Raw genomic sequence first — 18384 nt, 5'->3', positions numbered from 1 at the left:
AAGCCAGCTTGGGTTGCAAGCTGGCTTTTGAATTGCTTTTTGAGTCTAACTCTTAGAGATTAACCATCAGAGTTAATAGTGTATTCACTGTTATTAAATATAACCGTTAATGAATCGTTTGAATTAACGGAACCATCATTATTCGAATCGAGATTACTTCCAGATCCAAAAGTTGCAACTCTAGTAGCACTTCCGTTATCTAAAATATCAACACCTTCTTCAGTTACAGATAAACTCTCTTGCAATAACTGCTGGATATCATCTCCCTCGTTGGCATCCAAAAGATCTGTTACATCAAGGGCATCTTCTTTTGCATCAAAGTCAGTAATAACATCATTGTCATTATTCAGTACAAATATATCGCGATCTGAGCCTGAATCAGTAGTGTCAGATGCACCATTAGAACCGTCAAATATATCATCCTCTTCTCCAAGAAGATTATCAGATCCATCACCATCTTCAGAGCTCTGCCCACCACCAATATCAGGCGTACCTGTTTCTGGCTGAACCTCTGACTTAGATTCTGCGTCTAAGCTCGAATCAGTAGTTTCAGATTCATCATTAGAATCGTCAAATACAACATCATCTTCTCCTAGAAGATTATCAGATTCTTCACCACCTTCAGAATTTTCCCCATCGCCAATATCAGTCGTACCTGGTTCTGGCTGTGGTTCAGACTTAGATTCTGATTCAGTTACAAGCTGAGTCTCAGGTTCTGGTACTGGCTCAGACTTCGATTCTGATTCAGTTACAGGCTGAGTCTCAGGTTCTGGTACTGGCTCAGACTTAGATTCTGATTCAGTTACAGGCTGTATCTCAGGTTCTAGTTCTGGCTCAGGCTGAGGTTCTGGCTCAGTTACTGCTGTAGCAGCAACATTAGTAACAGTTTGTGTAGAGCTGGTTGAAGAGCCATCAGTCGACTCAACAATAGTCACTAAGCTGAAATCTTCAGTACCCGCAGGAACGCTTAACTGTAGCAATCCACCAACATCTTGATCACTCAGAAAATAATCACCTTGACCATTTTTACTAAATTCGATGCCACTTTCATTTACAAGTCGAACACCTGTAGGCAACGATTTCACTGTAAAAGAAAGGGTTTCACTGTCATCAATATCATTTTCGATACCATTGATCTCCAGCGGATAAAGCACCGTACTAGAACCAGCATCCAGCTCAACTTTGATTTCAGAGACATCTACTAACTCAGCAGAATGTGTACTATCAACGGCAAATTCAAGTTCAATGTCGCCATTTTGGTCAAGTGTCGCGGTATATACATAGCTCTCATTTAATGAAGACCCAGTGCTCTCCAAACTGTATGTGTTAGTTGCTAACAGGGCGTCATTGGCAGAAATCTTAAATGTGTCTGCACGAGAATTAAAAGTATCTAAATCCCAACTACCCTTAACGAGGGCATCAAAGCTGATAGAAACTACCTCACCAGCATTTTCAGATCCAAAGCTCAAAGTACGTGTCGTGGCAGAAACGGTGAAATCAGTGCCATCGTTGATATCTCCAGTACCTAAGTCTCCTAGGCCTGATATATCATCTGCTGTATATGAAAGTGAACCGGTATTCGTTGCATCACCTAACGTAACAATTAAATCAGGCTTATCAGCAACAGCTTCAACTACAACATTTACTAGCGCTGTATCCTTATTACCAGACCCATCTTCCACTTCATAAGATATTTCTGCCTTTCCACTAAAGTCGGTATTAGGGTTAAAAGTGATTGTTCCATTACTATTTAGTACGACACTGCCTTCACCAGATTTAAGCTCCACACTCCCGGCAACAATTTCAGCTCCATTAGAATCATTCTGTAATACGTCCATAATAATTGGCGTATCTTCTGAAGTAGTATAAGCATCATCTCGAGCATTGAACTCTGCTGTAGTAAGAAATTCAATATTCAAATTGATTGATGAACTATCGCCATCCGCATCGGTTACCAAAAGTCCTATAGGTATATCAGAATCGAGCCCGGCAATATCTTGATACTGGAAGAATTCCCATTGCCCCGTTGCCGGTGTTAATTGAACTTCAAATATAGAGTCATCATTTTCATCCACAACAGATAATCGATTGCCATTGTTTAACACTTCAGCATCGGCATTGATACCGACAGTAGCTAGAACATTTTCGATACTGGTTTCGATGCCAGATGCAAAAGCGACAGAGCCAAATCCATCCGCTCCTATACCACTCAAAGTACCAGACGTTTCCGCAATTACTATAGCAGTTGACGCACCAGTGAAGGTGATTGAGCTGATGCTGTAATCACTGTTATCTTTGTACGCTCCGTTACCATTTGATGCAGACTCAAAAACAATTTGATCAAATCCACCTTCATTAATTGCCACAGTGGAATTGACCACACCAGAGGTTTGATCAGATCTGACTTCTTTAGAGGTAACAAACTCGCCATCACGATAGAAATCTAGTTTAGCGACCTCTAACTCCTTACCACCAAAAAACATCGAGAAGTTAATATCGGCACCATAAGCCACTCGTCCGTTATTTAAGGTAACAATAAGCTGCTCTGATTGCTCGCTACTATCCGTAACTCGATAATCAATTTCAGCATCAAAACGATCATTTTTACTGTTAACACCTACGCCGTTTGCATATTGATGAACTTTCGCAGCAGTCAAATCGTAAGAAGATTTATTGGCAAATCCTTGAGCAGTAAGCGTTACGGCACCTCCATTAAATGATAATGAATCTTGATCACCTTTTGAGCCAACAAAATTCACCGTCTCAGTAAACGCATTAGAATTATTGGTTAATGTGACTGCAGCATTTACATCTACTAGCGATGGCGAGTCATCTTCAATGCTAACGCTGATTTCTTCCTTAACAATCGTGGAGCCATCAGTCAAAACGATATTCAGGCCTAAAGACTTAACATCCTCACTACCTTTAACTTCGTGATCTAATGGCGCAGACAATTTCACATTGTAAGAAGCTACCCCGCTATTGAGCTCACTCAATGAAATACGAATTACTTCTGTATCACCCGCTTTACCAATAAGAGCTGTATCCGTACTGCTATCCCAAGTGATATCGACTCCACCTGAGGTGAGAGATGGCGTCGCACCATTAAACTCAAGAGATAATGTCGCAGATGAAGAGGCACCTGTAACAGAAAATGCACCGCTATCAGTAAGCGATTCTGTCGTATCTGGATTACCTACAGTATCTACTATACCTCCTAACAATCCTTCTTCACTTACAGCAGAATTAGCATCATCAACAGAAATAACAATATCAGGGGTTTCAGGCCCTTCAACGACATCGTAAACGTTCACGGTAATAGATTTTGAAGCACTTGCCGCATCATTGTTAGACTGCTCAGTGGCAACTGCTATAAAATCAAGTGTGAATGAGTAATCCGCATTCGCTTCAGGGGGGGTGATAACTAATGTATCAAAATTCCAACCTGACACATCATATGAATCGGTACTTGAGCTGAATGTTATAGAGTGCTCGCCATCACTTAGCACTGAACCAACTTGTCCACCAGATACAGATACAGCCAATTGTTCAGATCCATCCAAGTCTACGAGGTTAACTGAGAATTTTTCTAACGGAATGTTAGTATTTTCATCTCCTTCATTAACACCATAAGCACTGTAATGATCCAATTCACCATCAACTTCAACAGCGCCACCTAGACGAATACCAGCACTTTCTAATGCAGAGATACTGCTAAATAATGAGAAGTTATCAGTACTTATTAAGGAAGCCTCCTGTCCAGACTCAACGATGTTAATTTCGTAATTACCTGGCCCATTTTGGTTGTGATGTGCAATTTCCACAGGGTAATAGCCTGTTGCGTCGACTTCAAAGTTTTCACTACGAATCAAACCACTTTCGTCACCCCAGTTGGCATCCGCAATGATATCGCTACCAAATCGAACGTAAAGGCTGTCATCTCCATGACCACTAAATTGATACTCTTTACCTGCTTCTAAAAACACAAAACCATTTATAAGAGTTAGAGTACCTTGAGCTTCATCAGTCGATCCAGAAACCGCTTGAATAAGAGTGGAAGAATTTGAACTAGCAGCAGATTTAGCTTTTACAAAGGCCTCAAGTATATCTATGTCTGATTGACCTTTACCGTCCCAATTACTAGAGAAAACACCAGTCCAAACCTGTTTAGTTAGACCATCGCCACCAATTGGTGAACTGTTAAGAGGAGTAAAAATAGGAGTATCTGCCACCGCAATAACATCAACAGTAGCGCTTGCGCTAGACTCAAGTCCATCCTCATCGCGGATGGTGTATTCGATTTCAACTTGTCCACTAAAGTGCTCTGTAGGCGTAAGTTGAAGCTGTCCATCTACGATGGAAACAGACCCTTTACTAGGATCTACCACTTCTGCACTATTAATAGTTAGCTCATCACCATCAAGATCACTGTCATTATTCAAAACATCAACAGTGATAATCGTATCTTCATTACCCGAGGCAGTATCATTATTTGCTACTGGTGCACTGTCGCCATTACTGATGGTGATAGTGATAGAGTTGGTTGAATTATCTCCATCGTTATCGATAACGGTGTATTCCAGTTGTACATCTTTACTTTGACCAACAGCAATGGAGTCACCAAACTCTTTTGACGGCGTGAAGCTATAGCTACCATCCGCGTTAACTTTGAAGGTGCCATTATCATTACTGTAAGTGTCGGCAACGATAACACCTGCACCATCTGCACCAAAATCACTACCAAGATCTATAGTACCAGTCAGTTCAGAGTAAGTTTTCTCCGAGGTATTTGTGGACACTTTTGCGACAATATTAGCGGACTGAGATGCGTCTTCTTGTGTAATTAGAGTATTACTAATCCCGCCATCAGAGGTCTGGAAGCCTACTAGAGATACTTCATATTCGGTACCACTGACGATAATCGTTTGCGTTGTTGATCCTGTCAGCTCTAAACGCATGCGATCAGCTGAATCCACCTGATCATTGTAGGTGTAATCACCATAAAGGTCGGCAGTCAACGTCACCGAATGAATTAAACCAGCAATATCTACATCAAAGGTATAACTAACTTCGCCCTCTGTAAAAGATTTATAACCTGAATTAATAGGACTATTCACATGAGTGAACTCACCCAGAGAAATATAACTATTAATATCGGCAGATAAAGATCCAGTTGTATCAACTAACTCTATTTGCGTTGGGTCATTATCATTGTCATCCCAAGAAATTTGATCAATCAGAGCATCGTTGTCATTGTCGGATTCAGTAACTTTATCAAAACCAGATGAGTATTTAGAATCACTAAAACCACCCTCAATATTAGAAATAGATACCGAACTTACCGCACTATTCTCAAAAGCTAATATTAATTGATCAGTTTGATTTGTTAAGGATTCAGGTGAATCATCCTCAATGATAATGTTGACTTCTTTTGTTGACTCAAGCTCACCATCCGTGATTGTTATACCGAAATTAACCGATAAGGTATCTTCTGTCGTTGTAATTGGATGATCCACCGGCTCAAGTAAAGTAACGATATAAGAACCCGTTGTGTCATTAACCTCATTAAGCTCAATTCTAATAACTTGCACCGCCCCAACCAAACCTACAACATCATCGCCATCATAAGACCAAACTACAGCGGAACCATTTGAGCTAATAACTTCAGTCGGAAGCTCTAGTTTAAGACGGTAGTCACCCATATCCGCATCAGGAATCGTGAACTCTCCCGTAAATGTGAAATCATTAGTCGTATCAAGGCTACCATCTTCATCAGGATTACCATCCGCTAGACCTTCTTCAGAAACATTCGCAACAGAGTCTATTAAAGTAATAGTTGGGGCATCATCGTCTTTGATCGTTGCTGTACCCGTTACAGCGTCCGTTTGCGTCGCCGTCGAGCCACTCAACGTAAAGGTCTCTGGGCCTTCAAACGTGTCGTCTTGCGTCGTTTGTACCGACACGGTAAAGGTCGTGTCGTTCGCCGGGACAGTCACCGTAAACGTACCGTCCGTTGCCACACTTACTTGTTGCTCGGTACCGTCAGCAAACGTGATCGTCACCGTGCTGTTGGTGTAATCCGCACTCGTTGCGCTGCCATCCGCCAACGTCATACTCACTGGCGTGACGTCTTCACTGGCATTGGTCATGGTCACGACAAACTCAGCCGCCAACCCTTCTGAGACCGCAACGTCACCGATGCTCAATACATTTAAACGGTCATCATCCGGCGTACCACCCGGTGGTACTGGGCCTGTTCCGTCGTCTTTGATCGTTGCTGTACCCGTTACAGCGTCCGTTTGCGTCGCCGTCGAGCCACTCAACGTAAAGGTCTCTGGGCCTTCAAACGTGTCGTCTTGCGTCGTTTGTACCGACACGGTAAAGGTCGTGTCGTTCGCCGGGACAGTCACCGTAAACGTACCGTCCGTTGCCACACTTACTTGTTGCTCGGTACCGTCAGCAAACGTGATCGTCACCGTGCTGTTGGTGTAATCCGCACTCGTTGCGCTGCCATCCGCCAACGTCATACTCACTGGCGTGACGTCTTCACTGGCATTGGTCATGGTCACGACAAACTCAGCCGCCAACCCTTCTGAGACCGCAACGTCACCGATGCTCAATACATTTAAACGGTCATCATCCGGCGTACCACCCGGTGGTACTGGGCCTGTTCCGTCGTCTTTGATGGTCGCTGTGCCCACCGCCGCGTCTGCCACGGTTTGCGTCGCCGTGTAACCGCTCAATGTGAACGTCTCAGGCCCTTCGTAATTGTCGTCTTGCGTCGTTTGTACCGACACGGTAAAGGTCGTTTCGTTCGCCGGAACAGTCACTGTGAACGTACCGTCTGATGCGACCGTTACTGGTTGCGGTACGCCGTCAGCAAACGTGATGGTCACGGTGCTGTTGGTGTAATCCGCACCCGTTGCCGTGCCATCCGCCAAACTCATGCTGACCGATGTGATCTCTTCACTGGCATTGCTCATCGCCACATCAAACGTCGCCAATGCGCCCTCAGAGACATCAAACGAGCTGATGCTCAAGACGTTTGGCTCAGGTTGTGGTTCTGGCTCAGGTTGTGGTTCTGGCTGCGGCTCAGGTTGTGGTTCTGGCTGCGGCTCAGGTTGTGGTTCTGGCTGCGGCTCTGGTTGTGGCTCAGGTTGTGGCTCTGGCTGCGGCTCAGGTTGTGGCTCTGGCTGCGGCTCAGGTTGTGGTTCTGGCTGAGGCTCAGGTTGTGGCTCTGGCTGCGGCTCAGGTTGTGGCTCCGCTGCTAAAGGTACGGAATTCTCTTCATTAGTATTCGTAGCGTTATTATTGCTCGAGTTTAAAGACTGAGTATCGAAACCATATGTTGGCGTAGCTTCTTCATTATTACGCTCTACATCAACGGTTACACCCCCTGGTGTATCATCAGCAGGGGCCTCACCTGCGGCCGGCGCTTCTTGGACTTGTGTAGGGTCTTGTCCTTCTAAGATAGCTTGTTGAAGTGCTGCGATATCCGTACCACCGTCAGCCAAGAAGTCCTCTACGAATTCATTTTCTTGTGGTGTCTGGGCTAATCCATAAACTTCACTGTTAATCTCAACTGCTGACGCATCGGCAACATATATCTCGGTACCGTCAACAAAGTTGATCGTAGCACTGCCATCCGCCACTGCGACAACCGTTTCACCTTGAAACACTGGATCTCCAATTTTCAGGGCTCGTTCTTGCCCATCTAAAGATACGGCACGAACAGTACCTTCCAGCTGTGTTACAAACCCAACTGGTTCACCCAGTGATGCAATAGATTGATTGTCGCTCATAATAATTCCCTACATAAATTTATACTTATCCCTAAACTAGTCGCTTAACGCAAAGGAATCTATTGTACCAAGGTACAATCAGAGTCACTCAGGTCAAATTGCGTTCATAATTATGACTCTTTATAATGCGACACTTCATTTGCAGCTCGTGACATGCAAGATGTCTAGCTTATCCGCTGCGCTATCTCAGATAATTAAAGGGTGTCCATGACTGATACATTAAAAAGAGAGTGGTTTTCGAACATACGTGGTGACGTACTATCGGGAACTGTGGTGGCGTTAGCGCTTATTCCTGAGGCCATTGCCTTTTCCATTATTGCGGGGGTAGATCCTAAAGTAGGTCTTTATGCCTCATTCTGTATTGCTGTCATTATCGCTTTTCTTGGTGGTCGACCAGGAATGATTTCTGCTGCCACAGGCGCCATGGCACTGTTAATGGTGACGCTGGTGAAAGAACATGGCTTGGAATACTTATTAGCCGCCAGCTTACTCTGTGGTGTATTTCAAATAATTGCTGGATATTTAAAGCTCGGCACATTAATGCGTTTTGTCTCGAGATCGGTCGTCACCGGATTCGTAAATGCACTCGCTATTTTAATTTTCATGGCCCAGTTGCCTGAGTTGACCAATGTAACGTGGCATGTCTACGCCATGACGGCGGCAGGTCTAGGTATCATTTATCTTTTCCCTTACATCCCAGTGATAGGTAAATCTCTACCAAGCCCGCTGGTATGTATTGTCGCATTGACGGCTTTTGCTATGTTGGTTGGCTTAGATATTCGTACTGTAGGCGATATGGGTGATTTACCGGATTCTCTACCGATCTTCTTGTTACCAGATGTACCGCTTAATTTTGAAACATTGATGATTATCTTGCCTTACTCTTTAGGCTTAGCTGTTGTGGGTCTTCTTGAATCTATGATGACGGCGACGATTGTGGATGAATTAACAGACACTACTAGTGACCGTAACCGTGAGTGTAAAGGTCAAGGGGTCGCAAACATTGGTTCAAGCTTACTGGGCGGCATGGCAGGCTGTGCCATGATCGGCCAATCTGTTATCAATATTAAATCTGGTGGTCGTGGTCGACTTTCAACTCTCTTTGCTGGTGTATTGTTGCTGATCATGGTGGTTTTCTTAGACGACTTAATTGGTCAAATCCCAATGGCTGCTTTGGTAGCGGTCATGATCATGGTATCCATCGGCACTTTCTCTTGGGATTCTATTGTTAACTTGAAACATCACCCGATGTCGACCAATGTCGTGATGTTGGCGACGGTTGCTATTGTGGTGGCGACTCACAACCTTGCTCTGGGTGTTTTTGCAGGTGTGTTACTGGCTTCATTATTCTTTGCCAACAAAATTGGTCGCTTTATGGTGGTCAAGAGTGAAAACGTTGACCAAGGCACCACATACAAAGTGGTTGGTCAGGTATTCTTTGCTTCTTCTGAAAAATTCAACGATGCGTTTGATTTTAAAGAAGCGGTTAGCCACGTTACTATTGATTTATCTCAAGCTCACTTTTGGGATATCACTGCAGTGTCTGCGCTCGACAAAGTAGTTATAAAATTCCGACGCGAAGGTGCAACCGTTGATGTCATTGGAATGAATGAAGCCACTGAGACAGTGGTCGACAAATTCGGCGTACACAACAAACCTGAGGAAGCTGAGAAGCTTTTAAACGGTCATTAAGGAGGCAAGGATGAAAAACGTAATTGCATGTATCGATGGTTCACCATTAACTCAGCAAGTCATAGAAGCGTCCGCTTGGGCATCCTCTAAACTGGAAACACAGTTGGTGCTTCTTCATGCGTTAGAAAAACAAAAGTCTAGTGAGCATGACTTATCTGGAACAATTGGTTTCGGTAGCCGTGAGCATCTCCTTAGTGAGCTAACTGAGCTTGATGAGCAACGCGCTAAAGTCGCCCTAGAGCACGGTAAAGTATTATTAGAGTACGCCGAAGCTTACCTTGATGGACGCGCTATCAACCTGACTAAACTGCAGCGCCACGGCAACTTTGTGGAAACCTTAGAAGACCTTGAACAAGACGCGTTGCTTTATATCGTGGGCAAACAAGGTACTGAGCATACGTCTAAATCTGTAATTGGCTCTAATCTTGAAAATGCGGCACGTTCATTATCTCAACCCATCATGGTTGTATCCAATGAATTTAAAGCGCCACAAAACTTCATGGTCGCTTACGATGGTCGCGAAACGGCAATTGCAGCGCTTGAACGGATTGCACATAGCCCTCTATTGAAAGACATTCCTTGCCATCTAGTGATGGTAAAACGGGATGTTGCCGATCAAGAAGACGCACTTGAAAAAGCGCGTCATAAGCTTTCTGAGTTAGGCTTTAAGGTAGAGTCTCATTTTATTGAAGGCGACAGCATTCAAGGTGCATTGCACGAATACCAACAAAAAAATCAAATCGACTTAATTGCTATGGGCGCCTACGCCCACTCTAAAGTCCGTCAATTCTTTGTTGGCAGCAATACCACTAAGATGCTGACCGATAGCCAAGTGCCAGTCTTAATTCTACGTTAAGCCTTAGACACAACAACGGCCGCTCGCAACTGCGAGCGGCCAAATTTACTCATTTTCTCGAAGTCAGACTTCAATACCGGCACGTACTGACATTCCACAAGCGCAATACCTTCCTCAAAATCCGGATCATGCACATAAATATGCTGCTCATCGTAGCCTGTCACGACCACCCAATGAGGCGTCTTTTTACCGTCTAATCTGTAGGTACTGATTAGAATAATAACCCAGTGACCTTTATCAACAGCATTAATCAAGTCTTGGATCGCTAATGGCTCATTGTGAACAATGACGCCTTCTGCCGCGCTTTCTTTTAGAAACTTCGTATGGCAAGCCATCAGAACCGTTTTTTTCTGCTCATCACGCACACCATCAATGAACAAGGGTTGATCATCACTCAGCCACACCTCAGCCTCTAACCCTCGTCGCTTAGCTGCCAGAGCCAATCCTGTTGGATGACACCCCCCATGTCCGCTGGTCATGTAAATCGTCGTAGCTTCTCGCCAAATATCTAATTCATGTTCAAAGCTCGCATCCGCTTGTTCTTCTGCGGCCGCTATCACCATCAATAATGAAGCAGGTCCACAGGTAAATGGCGTACGCTGTCCAACATAAGGTATTTTCAATAACTTACTTTTATCGTCAAATGCTCGAATACGTTTCTGCATTCGCAACGCATTACTGGCGTCTTCATAGTAATGTTCATAACTACCAAATGATCGGTAACCCGCTTTTCGATAGAGCGCTATCGCCCCATCATTACGCTCGCTTACTTCTAGGCGCAGCGAAATACAGCCACTTTTCGCCGCATGTAATTCCGCATTCTGTAATAACTGTGAGCCTATTCCCTTTCCTCTTGCTTCGTTAGCGACGGCCAATGAGTACAAACGAGCATGAGCCCGTCCTTTAAACAAATGCACCAAAGCATACCCAAGCAGAGTCTCGTCTAAATAGGACAAAAGCATCACAGAGGATTCCGATTTAATGCCATGACGTAAACTACGCCGACTCATTCGATCCCCTTGGAAAGCCTGTTTTTCAAGGGTTTCTAATGCGTCTAAATCGGACAATTGAGCTAAGCGAATAACGATACCGGATGTCATGAACAGGCCCTCTGAGCCCAAGAAAAAATCGTTATATTCGAGTCGCGCATTTTGTACAAGGAAATCCATCTAACAACACAAAATTTGCTTAAAGTTTGAACAATTCACATCTATGCTATAAATAGAAAAGAGCGCATCATGCGCTCTTCACTGTTTGCCTTTAGAAGGAATTTTCTGCATGGCACAAACTTATATCGTCGTAGATCAATTGAAAGACTGGTCCGCTTTTCTTGCCAGCGATCACGTGATTACTTTCCCCCAATATTTGTCTCTTACGACGAAGGTAAATGATCGAACACGCATCATTAACCTATGTAAAAGCAGTCGTTATTTATCAGATGGCTACTACTGTTCTTTGCTTGCAGAAAGTCGCGGTCATAATGTGATGCCTTCGGTTAGAACCTTAAACGATTTAAATAAAAAAGCACTTTACGATATTGAATTATCGCAGTGGTTACCGACCATTGCCGAAAAGCTCGGTATTCCGGCAGAGCCTACTACCATCAAAGGGCATGCTGTTTTTGGTAATACACTGCAACCTGAACTAAAAGATTTCGCTCGAAAACTGTTTGAAAAATTCCCATGTCCAGTAATTGAGTTTTCACTGGTTTATAAAAAGCAATGGCAGGTTAAATCACTAAAGGTCACATCGCATAAATCGTTAAATGATGAAGAAGAAACGTTATTTGCTGAAGCATTAGACGCCTTTAGCAGCAAAGTATGGAACAAGGCACGTAAAAATCGTAGCACGAAATTTGACTTGGCTATGCTGGTCAACCCTGATGAAGCCATGCCCCCTAGCGACAAGCAAGCACTGAAAAAGTTTGTTCAAGCAGGTAAGCAACTTGGTATTCAGGTCGATATCATTGGTCCTAAAGATATTGTTCGACTACCTGAGTACGATGGCTTATTCATTCGTGAAACGACCAACATAGATCACCATACTTATCAGTTTGCCAAAAAAGCAGAAGCAAATGGTTTGGTTGTTATGGACGACCCGCAGTCTATTATGCGATGTACAAACAAGGTGTATTTGGCGGATTTATTCAATACTCATAAAGTCCCTTGTCCAAAAACACGCATTATTCATAAGGGTGAAAGCAATTTAGAAGACTCTTTGGAGCAGCACATCAGCTATCCAATGGTAGTTAAGATTCCTGATGGGGCGTTTTCTAAAGGGGTATTAAAAGCTCAAAACCGTGATGAACTGTCTCAATGTCTCGATGAACTGTTCAAAAAATCAAGTTTGTTGTTGGTACAAGAATACCTTTACACCGAATTTGATTGGCGTATTGGCATTTTAAATAACAAACCCATTTTCGCATGTCGTTACTATATGGTGAAAAACCACTGGCAGATTTATCAGCACGGCGAGTCAAAAAGTGAGAGCGGTGCCTTCGACACCTTACCGACTTTTGAAGTACCAAGGCGTGTACTTCAAGCAGCTATTGCCGCCACTAAACCAATTGGCAACGGTCTTTATGGCGTGGATGTAAAAGAACTAAAAGGTCGTGGTTACGTAATCGAAGTAAATGATAATCCAAGCATCGATCGCGGCGTTGAAGACAAATACTTAGGGGATGAACTGTACATGCAGATCATGTCTGAGTTCTTACGTCGAATGCAACAGAAGACTCAAGGCCAGTCTGACTTTTAGCGGACGGAGCAAGGTGACCGGTTCTCCGGCTCACCTTGCTCCTCTTAGAAGATGCTAGTCTCCGCTGCTTAATTCTAGCGCCAACTCCCAGCTGCGAATAAAGCGGCGCTGTTTTACCAAATCACGGCCCACTAACAACTGTTGATCTAAATCGACGGTCTTAATTGTTCGTGTAGGCCCTAGGGGCATAGCAAAATGCGCCTGGCTTTGACCTTGGCGGATTGGATATAACAACTCTTCAGTCGTCATCAATGCTTGTCCTTCATCCGACAACAAAAAATCCAAGAACAAGCCTGCGTCTTGCTGATTCGGTGCGTTTTGCGGCAACACGGCAGTACGCATTAGCATTAAGGTGTAATCTTTAGGGATTATCATCTCTAAATTAGGGTCATTGTTTGCTCGCTGTGCCGCATAGGAGCCCAGCAGATTATAACCCACCACCAGATCACCTTTGGCCACATCGTCAATGATATCACTCGAACAGCAATAGGTTTTTATTCCATGACTGCCAAACGCTTCCAACATACGCCCCCAAGTGGCATCAGCTTGACGGGCATCCTGACTGGCCAATAAGTACCCTACCCCGCTTTTACGAATGTCATACGTCCCCATTCGCCCCGATACTTGCTCATCGTTCTGACGAATATAACTAAGTAATGCCTGTCGACCATCCGGAATTTCACCCGCATCGAAGGCATTTTTATTGGCGATCATCACAACTGGCTCATAAGAAAAGGCAAACACCTCGTCACGCCATTTCGCTTGGGCAGGCAAACGCTCTGTTTGCTCGGATACATAGCGCTGCGTAAACCCATCGTTAACTAACTTCAACTGTAAATCCATCGCACTGCTTAATATCAAACTCGCACTCGGGTTTTCAGCCTCTGATACCGTTAAATAATATAATTCCAAGGTATTCACATCGACGTAAGCAATACGTACGCTAGGATTCAACTCAACAAAGCGCTCTAACAAGGGCTTAAAGGACGACATATCAAGTGTGGAGTTAATATACAGCTCTCTGGATGCGTTACTGGCACCAAACCACACGGGATCAGCATGGGTTAGAAAACTTAGGCATCCTAATAGAACGGTAGCAATCAACCTCATTGGTGATCCCCTCTGAATTGAAAAGTAGGAAAATCCACAGTAACAGTCGTACCATGCGGCAGGGTGTCTGACAGTAAAATATCCGCTTTATGGTATTTGGCAATGTCTTTCACTAATGACAAACCGACGCCAGAGCCCGCAATATCATAACGACCACGATAAAACCGCTCAAAAACCCGCTGCTTGTCTATCTCACTAATGCCAACTCCTTGGTCAATGACTTCAACGCGGAAAATATTAGGTAGCGGCGTTATTCTGATCACGACTTCCTTCGTCTCCTCATGGTCATCTAAAAGACTGTAACGCACCGCATTTTCTATCAGGTTTTGCATCATTTGCTCGATCGCAATGATATCACCCACCACAATGGCTTCATCTAAAGTCGTTTCAAACGACAGCATGACACCTTTACGCAACGCGGTAAGAGCCTGAGCACGACACGACTCTTGGATAGGCTGAACCAGATCAATTAACCCCATCACCTGTGATTGCATTCGATGACTGATCGTCGCCTGATTCAGCAAAAAACTCACTGTATCGCTCAACGCTTCACATTGCTCTATGATCTTCTCTAGCGCTTGGCGCTGTTCATCTGGCCTACCAATATCTCGGGCATTTTCAGCGAGCGCCTTTAAACTCGCAATCGGTGTTCGTAACTGATGCGCCGCATTACCCGTATAATTCTCTAACTCTTCAAGGTTAGTTTGTAGCCGCTTCATGAAGTCATTAATGACGACTTTTAAATGGTAAGTTTCTCGGGGCGTTTTTAACGTTAATGGCGTCAAATCCCCGGGCGTACGCTCTTCTAATAATTGCTCGATACGATGCAATGGACGCAAGACCAATTGGCTACCAATGATAATCAAGACAATCGACACCAGCGCTACCAAGGTAATCAATTCAACAGCTTGCTGAGTTACCGAAGCCGCCATATCTTCCCGTGATAACCGTGTATGCGCCAACACAATACGCACCGTTCCGCTGGCATCCGGCTCTGTTAGATGCCGTTCTAACCAAGCAAAGCGGAGTGTCTCCCCTGAATAACGACGATCAAAAAACTGAATAGTACCGTATTCCCTAGGTCGCTCTGGGGTTGAATCAAGGTTGTAGTAGCCCGTAATAAAGCCTTGGCTGGAGCTTTCCACCTTATAAAACACGCGGTCTTCACTCGCTTGCGCCAGCGTCGCAAATGCAGACCAAGGGATATCAATGGTGATCTCCCCTTGCTCTTGTCCAACATTTTCATCCATTTGCAGCAATGCGCTACGTAGCAAGCGGTCATAAGAGATGTCAGCCAATCGTTCGCTGTAATCGAATACCAGTTTGATCGCCAACACAGCAATCAAACTAATGGTAAACGCGCCGACTACAATAAATCGCCCTCTTAACGATGGCGAGTGGCGATAATCGAGCGATTGCTCAAGAGCGCTTGTGTGTTGGGGCAATTTCCGCCACATACCCAATGCCTCGTAAGGTGCTGATCACCAAATCACTGCCTGCCAGCTTTTTTCTCAGACGCGCCACATAAAGCTCAATGGCATTTGGCCCTGGTGTTTCATCAAAATTAAACAAATGCTCGGTAATGTCATCTTTACTCAACACCCGACCTAAGTGACCTAAAAAGATTTCTAACAAACGAAATTCACGGTTGGTAATCGCACGCACCTCTTTGTCTACCAACACCTGACGACTATCGCGATCTACGGTGATATTGCCATGCTCTGTGACGTTAGATGCGTACCCTTGCTGGCGGCGCAACAAGGCACGACAACGGGCTTCCAACTCACCAAAATCAAACGGTTTAGTCAAATAATCATCGGCACCGGCATCTAGTAATCGAATACGGTCATCGACTTGGTCACGAGCCGTTAAAATTAACACTGGCGTCGCATCCTCCCGTTGTCGCAAACTCTGCAATATCTGCAAACCGGAGACATTGGGTAGATTTAAATCAAGTATCACTAAATCCACAGACTGATAACGAAGAAACTCATGGGCTTGCTTTCCATCACAGATCAAATCTGCCCCGTGTCCAAGACTTGAGAGTCGATCACAAATGGCTTGTCCTAAAACTTCCGTGTCTTCAACGACTAAAATTCGCATAAAACTACCCTGCCACTAAAACAAAACAAGTCCGGCTGAGAATCTCAACCGGACTTGTGGTTAAAAATGCTATTTTGAGTGTAGCAAATAGTTAATCAGGCAAACCATCTTTCGGGCGTTTCATTTTTGCTCGAAGAATCGGGCCTACAATGATAGGAAGAATCAAACCTGCGGCGGCTACAACCCAAAGACCAATACTTAAGCCACTGTTTAGAAGCACCGACCAATCGCCATCTGACAAAACCAACGCATGACGTAAGTTCTTTTCCATCTCAGGACCAAGCAGCATACCAAGAATAACAGGTACCAATGGGATTTCGATTTTACGTAAAACGTAACCCAACACACCAAAGCCAACCATGAAATACAGATCCATAGCACTACCGGTGATTGAGAAGATCCCAACAGACGCCACCAAGGTTACGATCGGCATTAGATACTTAGGTGGAATGCTTAACAGCTTCACAAATATGCCAACCATTGGAATATTTAAAAGCAACAACACTAAGTTACCCACAAACAATGCGGCAATAACACCCCACACTAAATCAGGACTTTGTTCGAACAACATCGGACCTGGATTTACGTTCAAAGAAATCAACATTGCCAATAGAACAGCGGTAGTACCACTACCTGGTACACCTAGCGTTAACATTGGCACTAAAGCACCTGATGCCGCACCGTTGTTACCGGCTTCTGGCGCAGCAACACCACGAGGGTCACCTTTACCGAATTCGCCTTTGTCAGAATATTTCTTCTCTAAGGTGTAACTTACAAAGCTACCCAAAGAAGCACCCGCGCCAGGCAGAACCCCTGAAACAAAACCCAATAGCGCGCCACGAATAGAGGCTGGCATAATGTATAAAATATCTTTAGCCGTTAGCTTCAACTTGTTCAATGCGACTTGTTTCAGGCCATCGCCAGCATGTTGCTCAAGGAAAAAGAACAACTCTGAAATCGCAAACAGACCAACAATTGCAATCAGAAAGTCGACTCCTTCAAACAAGTGCAAGTTGTTGTAAGTAAAACGCTGCACACCCGATGAGATATCAATCCCCACAGTGGCAATCATCAAACCAAGCGCTGCCGCGATCAGCGTCTTGAACTGGTTTTTACCCGTAATCCCACCCAAGGTGGCAAACGCCAAAGCAAACAGAGCGAAGTACTCTGATGGCCCAAATTTCAGCGCAAACTTCGCTAAGATTGGTGCTAAAATCACCAGTCCAATGGTGGCAATGAAACTACCGATAAACGAAGCGATAGCAGAGGTAGCTAACGCTTCTGCAGCCTTACCTTTTAAAGCCATCGGATAGCCATCTAAACAAGTCATCATCGCCGGTTCGTCGCCCGGAATATTCAACAGAATCGATGAGATACGGCCGCCATACATGGCCCCAGCATAAACAGACGTTAATAAGATCAAAGAAGACGTTGGAGATAAGCCTAAACTAAACGCCAGTGGGATAAGAATCGCCACACCGTTTGCAGGCCCTAACCCTGGAAGTGCACCAATCAATGTACCTAATATGGCACCGATCAATGCGAACATAAGACTTTCTGGAGACAGAGCGACCACAAAGCCTTGCATTAAAAGTTCTATAGTACCCATAACTTATAGCCCCAAAATACCGGATGGCAAAGCCAATTCAAGAACACGCGTAAACAATACGTAGATCACAACCGACGTAATAACACCTGTAAGTAAGCTCTTCGCTGGGGTGGCCCCCATACGCCAACATAGGAAGGCAACGGCAGGCGTCGCTGATAGCACAAAGCCTATATACTCAAGCCCGAATGCAAACAGCACCAACACCAAACACACCACACCCAATTCCAATAACATTGAAACGGCTGGCCATTTCGTATCTTCATCTGGCTTGATCACCATGTAGATCGCGCCAATGCCTAACAGGATAGAAAGAAGGATCGGAAATGTTTCAGGGCCTACCGCTTCCTGACCGCCAAATGGCACAGGAAATTTCGTCGCTTCGTAGCCGTAAGTAACGGCTAAAATAAGCAATAGCACCCCAAACACACGGTCATTAATACGCATGTCTCTGCTCC

General features: G+C 44.5%; 10 protein-coding genes. 3 read left to right on the top strand and 7 right to left on the bottom strand.

All coding sequences use genetic code 11. The features are described 5' to 3' along the window. Window positions 1-59: 59 nt before the first annotated feature. Window positions 60-7802 (bottom strand): retention module-containing protein, encoded by a 7743-nt coding sequence (locus AYW76_RS11880; RefSeq protein ID WP_067220267.1) that lies wholly within the window; start codon window positions 7800-7802, stop codon window positions 60-62. Between the two features lie 207 nt (window positions 7803-8009). Here AYW76_RS11880 and AYW76_RS11875 point away from each other — a divergent pair, with 207 nt between their 5' ends. Together AYW76_RS11875 and AYW76_RS11870 are read left to right on the top strand one after the other, a co-directional pair. Next, entirely contained in the window at window positions 8010-9494 is a 1485-nt protein-coding gene (locus AYW76_RS11875) for a SulP family inorganic anion transporter (protein ID WP_067220264.1), read from the top strand. Between the two features lie 10 nt (window positions 9495-9504). Then, window positions 9505-10350: a universal stress protein gene (locus AYW76_RS11870; RefSeq protein WP_067220261.1), complete on the top strand. Its 846-nt coding sequence runs from the start codon at window positions 9505-9507 to the stop codon at window positions 10348-10350. On the opposite strand, the gene AYW76_RS11865 is transcribed toward AYW76_RS11870, so the two are convergent. Continuing rightward, window positions 10347-11450, bottom strand: a complete 1104-nt coding sequence (locus AYW76_RS11865) for a peptidase C39 family protein (RefSeq protein WP_067038822.1) — start codon at window positions 11448-11450, stop codon at window positions 10347-10349. The genes AYW76_RS11870 and AYW76_RS11865 overlap by 4 nt on opposite strands. A gap of 178 nt (window positions 11451-11628) precedes the next feature. On the opposite strand from AYW76_RS11865, the gene AYW76_RS11860 reads away from it, so the two are divergent. After that, window positions 11629-13107, top strand: a complete 1479-nt coding sequence (locus tag AYW76_RS11860) for a RimK family protein (RefSeq protein WP_067220257.1) — start codon at window positions 11629-11631, stop codon at window positions 13105-13107. A 54-nt stretch (window positions 13108-13161) separates the two neighbouring features. Here AYW76_RS11860 and AYW76_RS11855 read toward each other — a convergent pair whose 3' ends face one another. The 5 genes from AYW76_RS11855 to AYW76_RS11835 form a co-directional block, all read right to left on the bottom strand. Next, window positions 13162-14217, bottom strand: coding sequence for an ABC transporter substrate-binding protein (locus tag AYW76_RS11855; protein ID WP_067220254.1), 1056 nt, complete (start codon window positions 14215-14217; stop codon window positions 13162-13164). Next, window positions 14214-15674, bottom strand: coding sequence for a sensor histidine kinase (locus tag AYW76_RS11850; RefSeq protein ID WP_067220250.1), 1461 nt, complete (start codon window positions 15672-15674; stop codon window positions 14214-14216). Before AYW76_RS11850 ends, AYW76_RS11855 begins: the two co-directional genes overlap by 4 nt. Next, window positions 15637-16320: a response regulator transcription factor gene (locus AYW76_RS11845; RefSeq protein WP_067038650.1), complete on the bottom strand. Its 684-nt coding sequence runs from the start codon at window positions 16318-16320 to the stop codon at window positions 15637-15639. The genes AYW76_RS11850 and AYW76_RS11845 overlap by 38 nt, the downstream gene beginning before the upstream one ends. A 91-nt stretch (window positions 16321-16411) precedes the next feature. Next, window positions 16412-17929 (bottom strand): tripartite tricarboxylate transporter permease, encoded by a 1518-nt coding sequence (locus AYW76_RS11840; RefSeq protein ID WP_067038652.1) that lies wholly within the window; start codon window positions 17927-17929, stop codon window positions 16412-16414. 3 nt (window positions 17930-17932) lie between these two features. After that, window positions 17933-18373, bottom strand: coding sequence for a tripartite tricarboxylate transporter TctB family protein (locus tag AYW76_RS11835; RefSeq protein ID WP_067038654.1), 441 nt, complete (start codon window positions 18371-18373; stop codon window positions 17933-17935). Window positions 18374-18384 lie beyond the last annotated feature (11 nt).

This window comes from Marinomonas gallaica (genome assembly GCF_001639745.1).
GTDB classification, from domain to species: domain Bacteria; phylum Pseudomonadota; class Gammaproteobacteria; order Pseudomonadales; family Marinomonadaceae; genus Marinomonas; species Marinomonas gallaica.
This window is presented reverse-complemented; position numbering and strand designations above follow the sequence as displayed.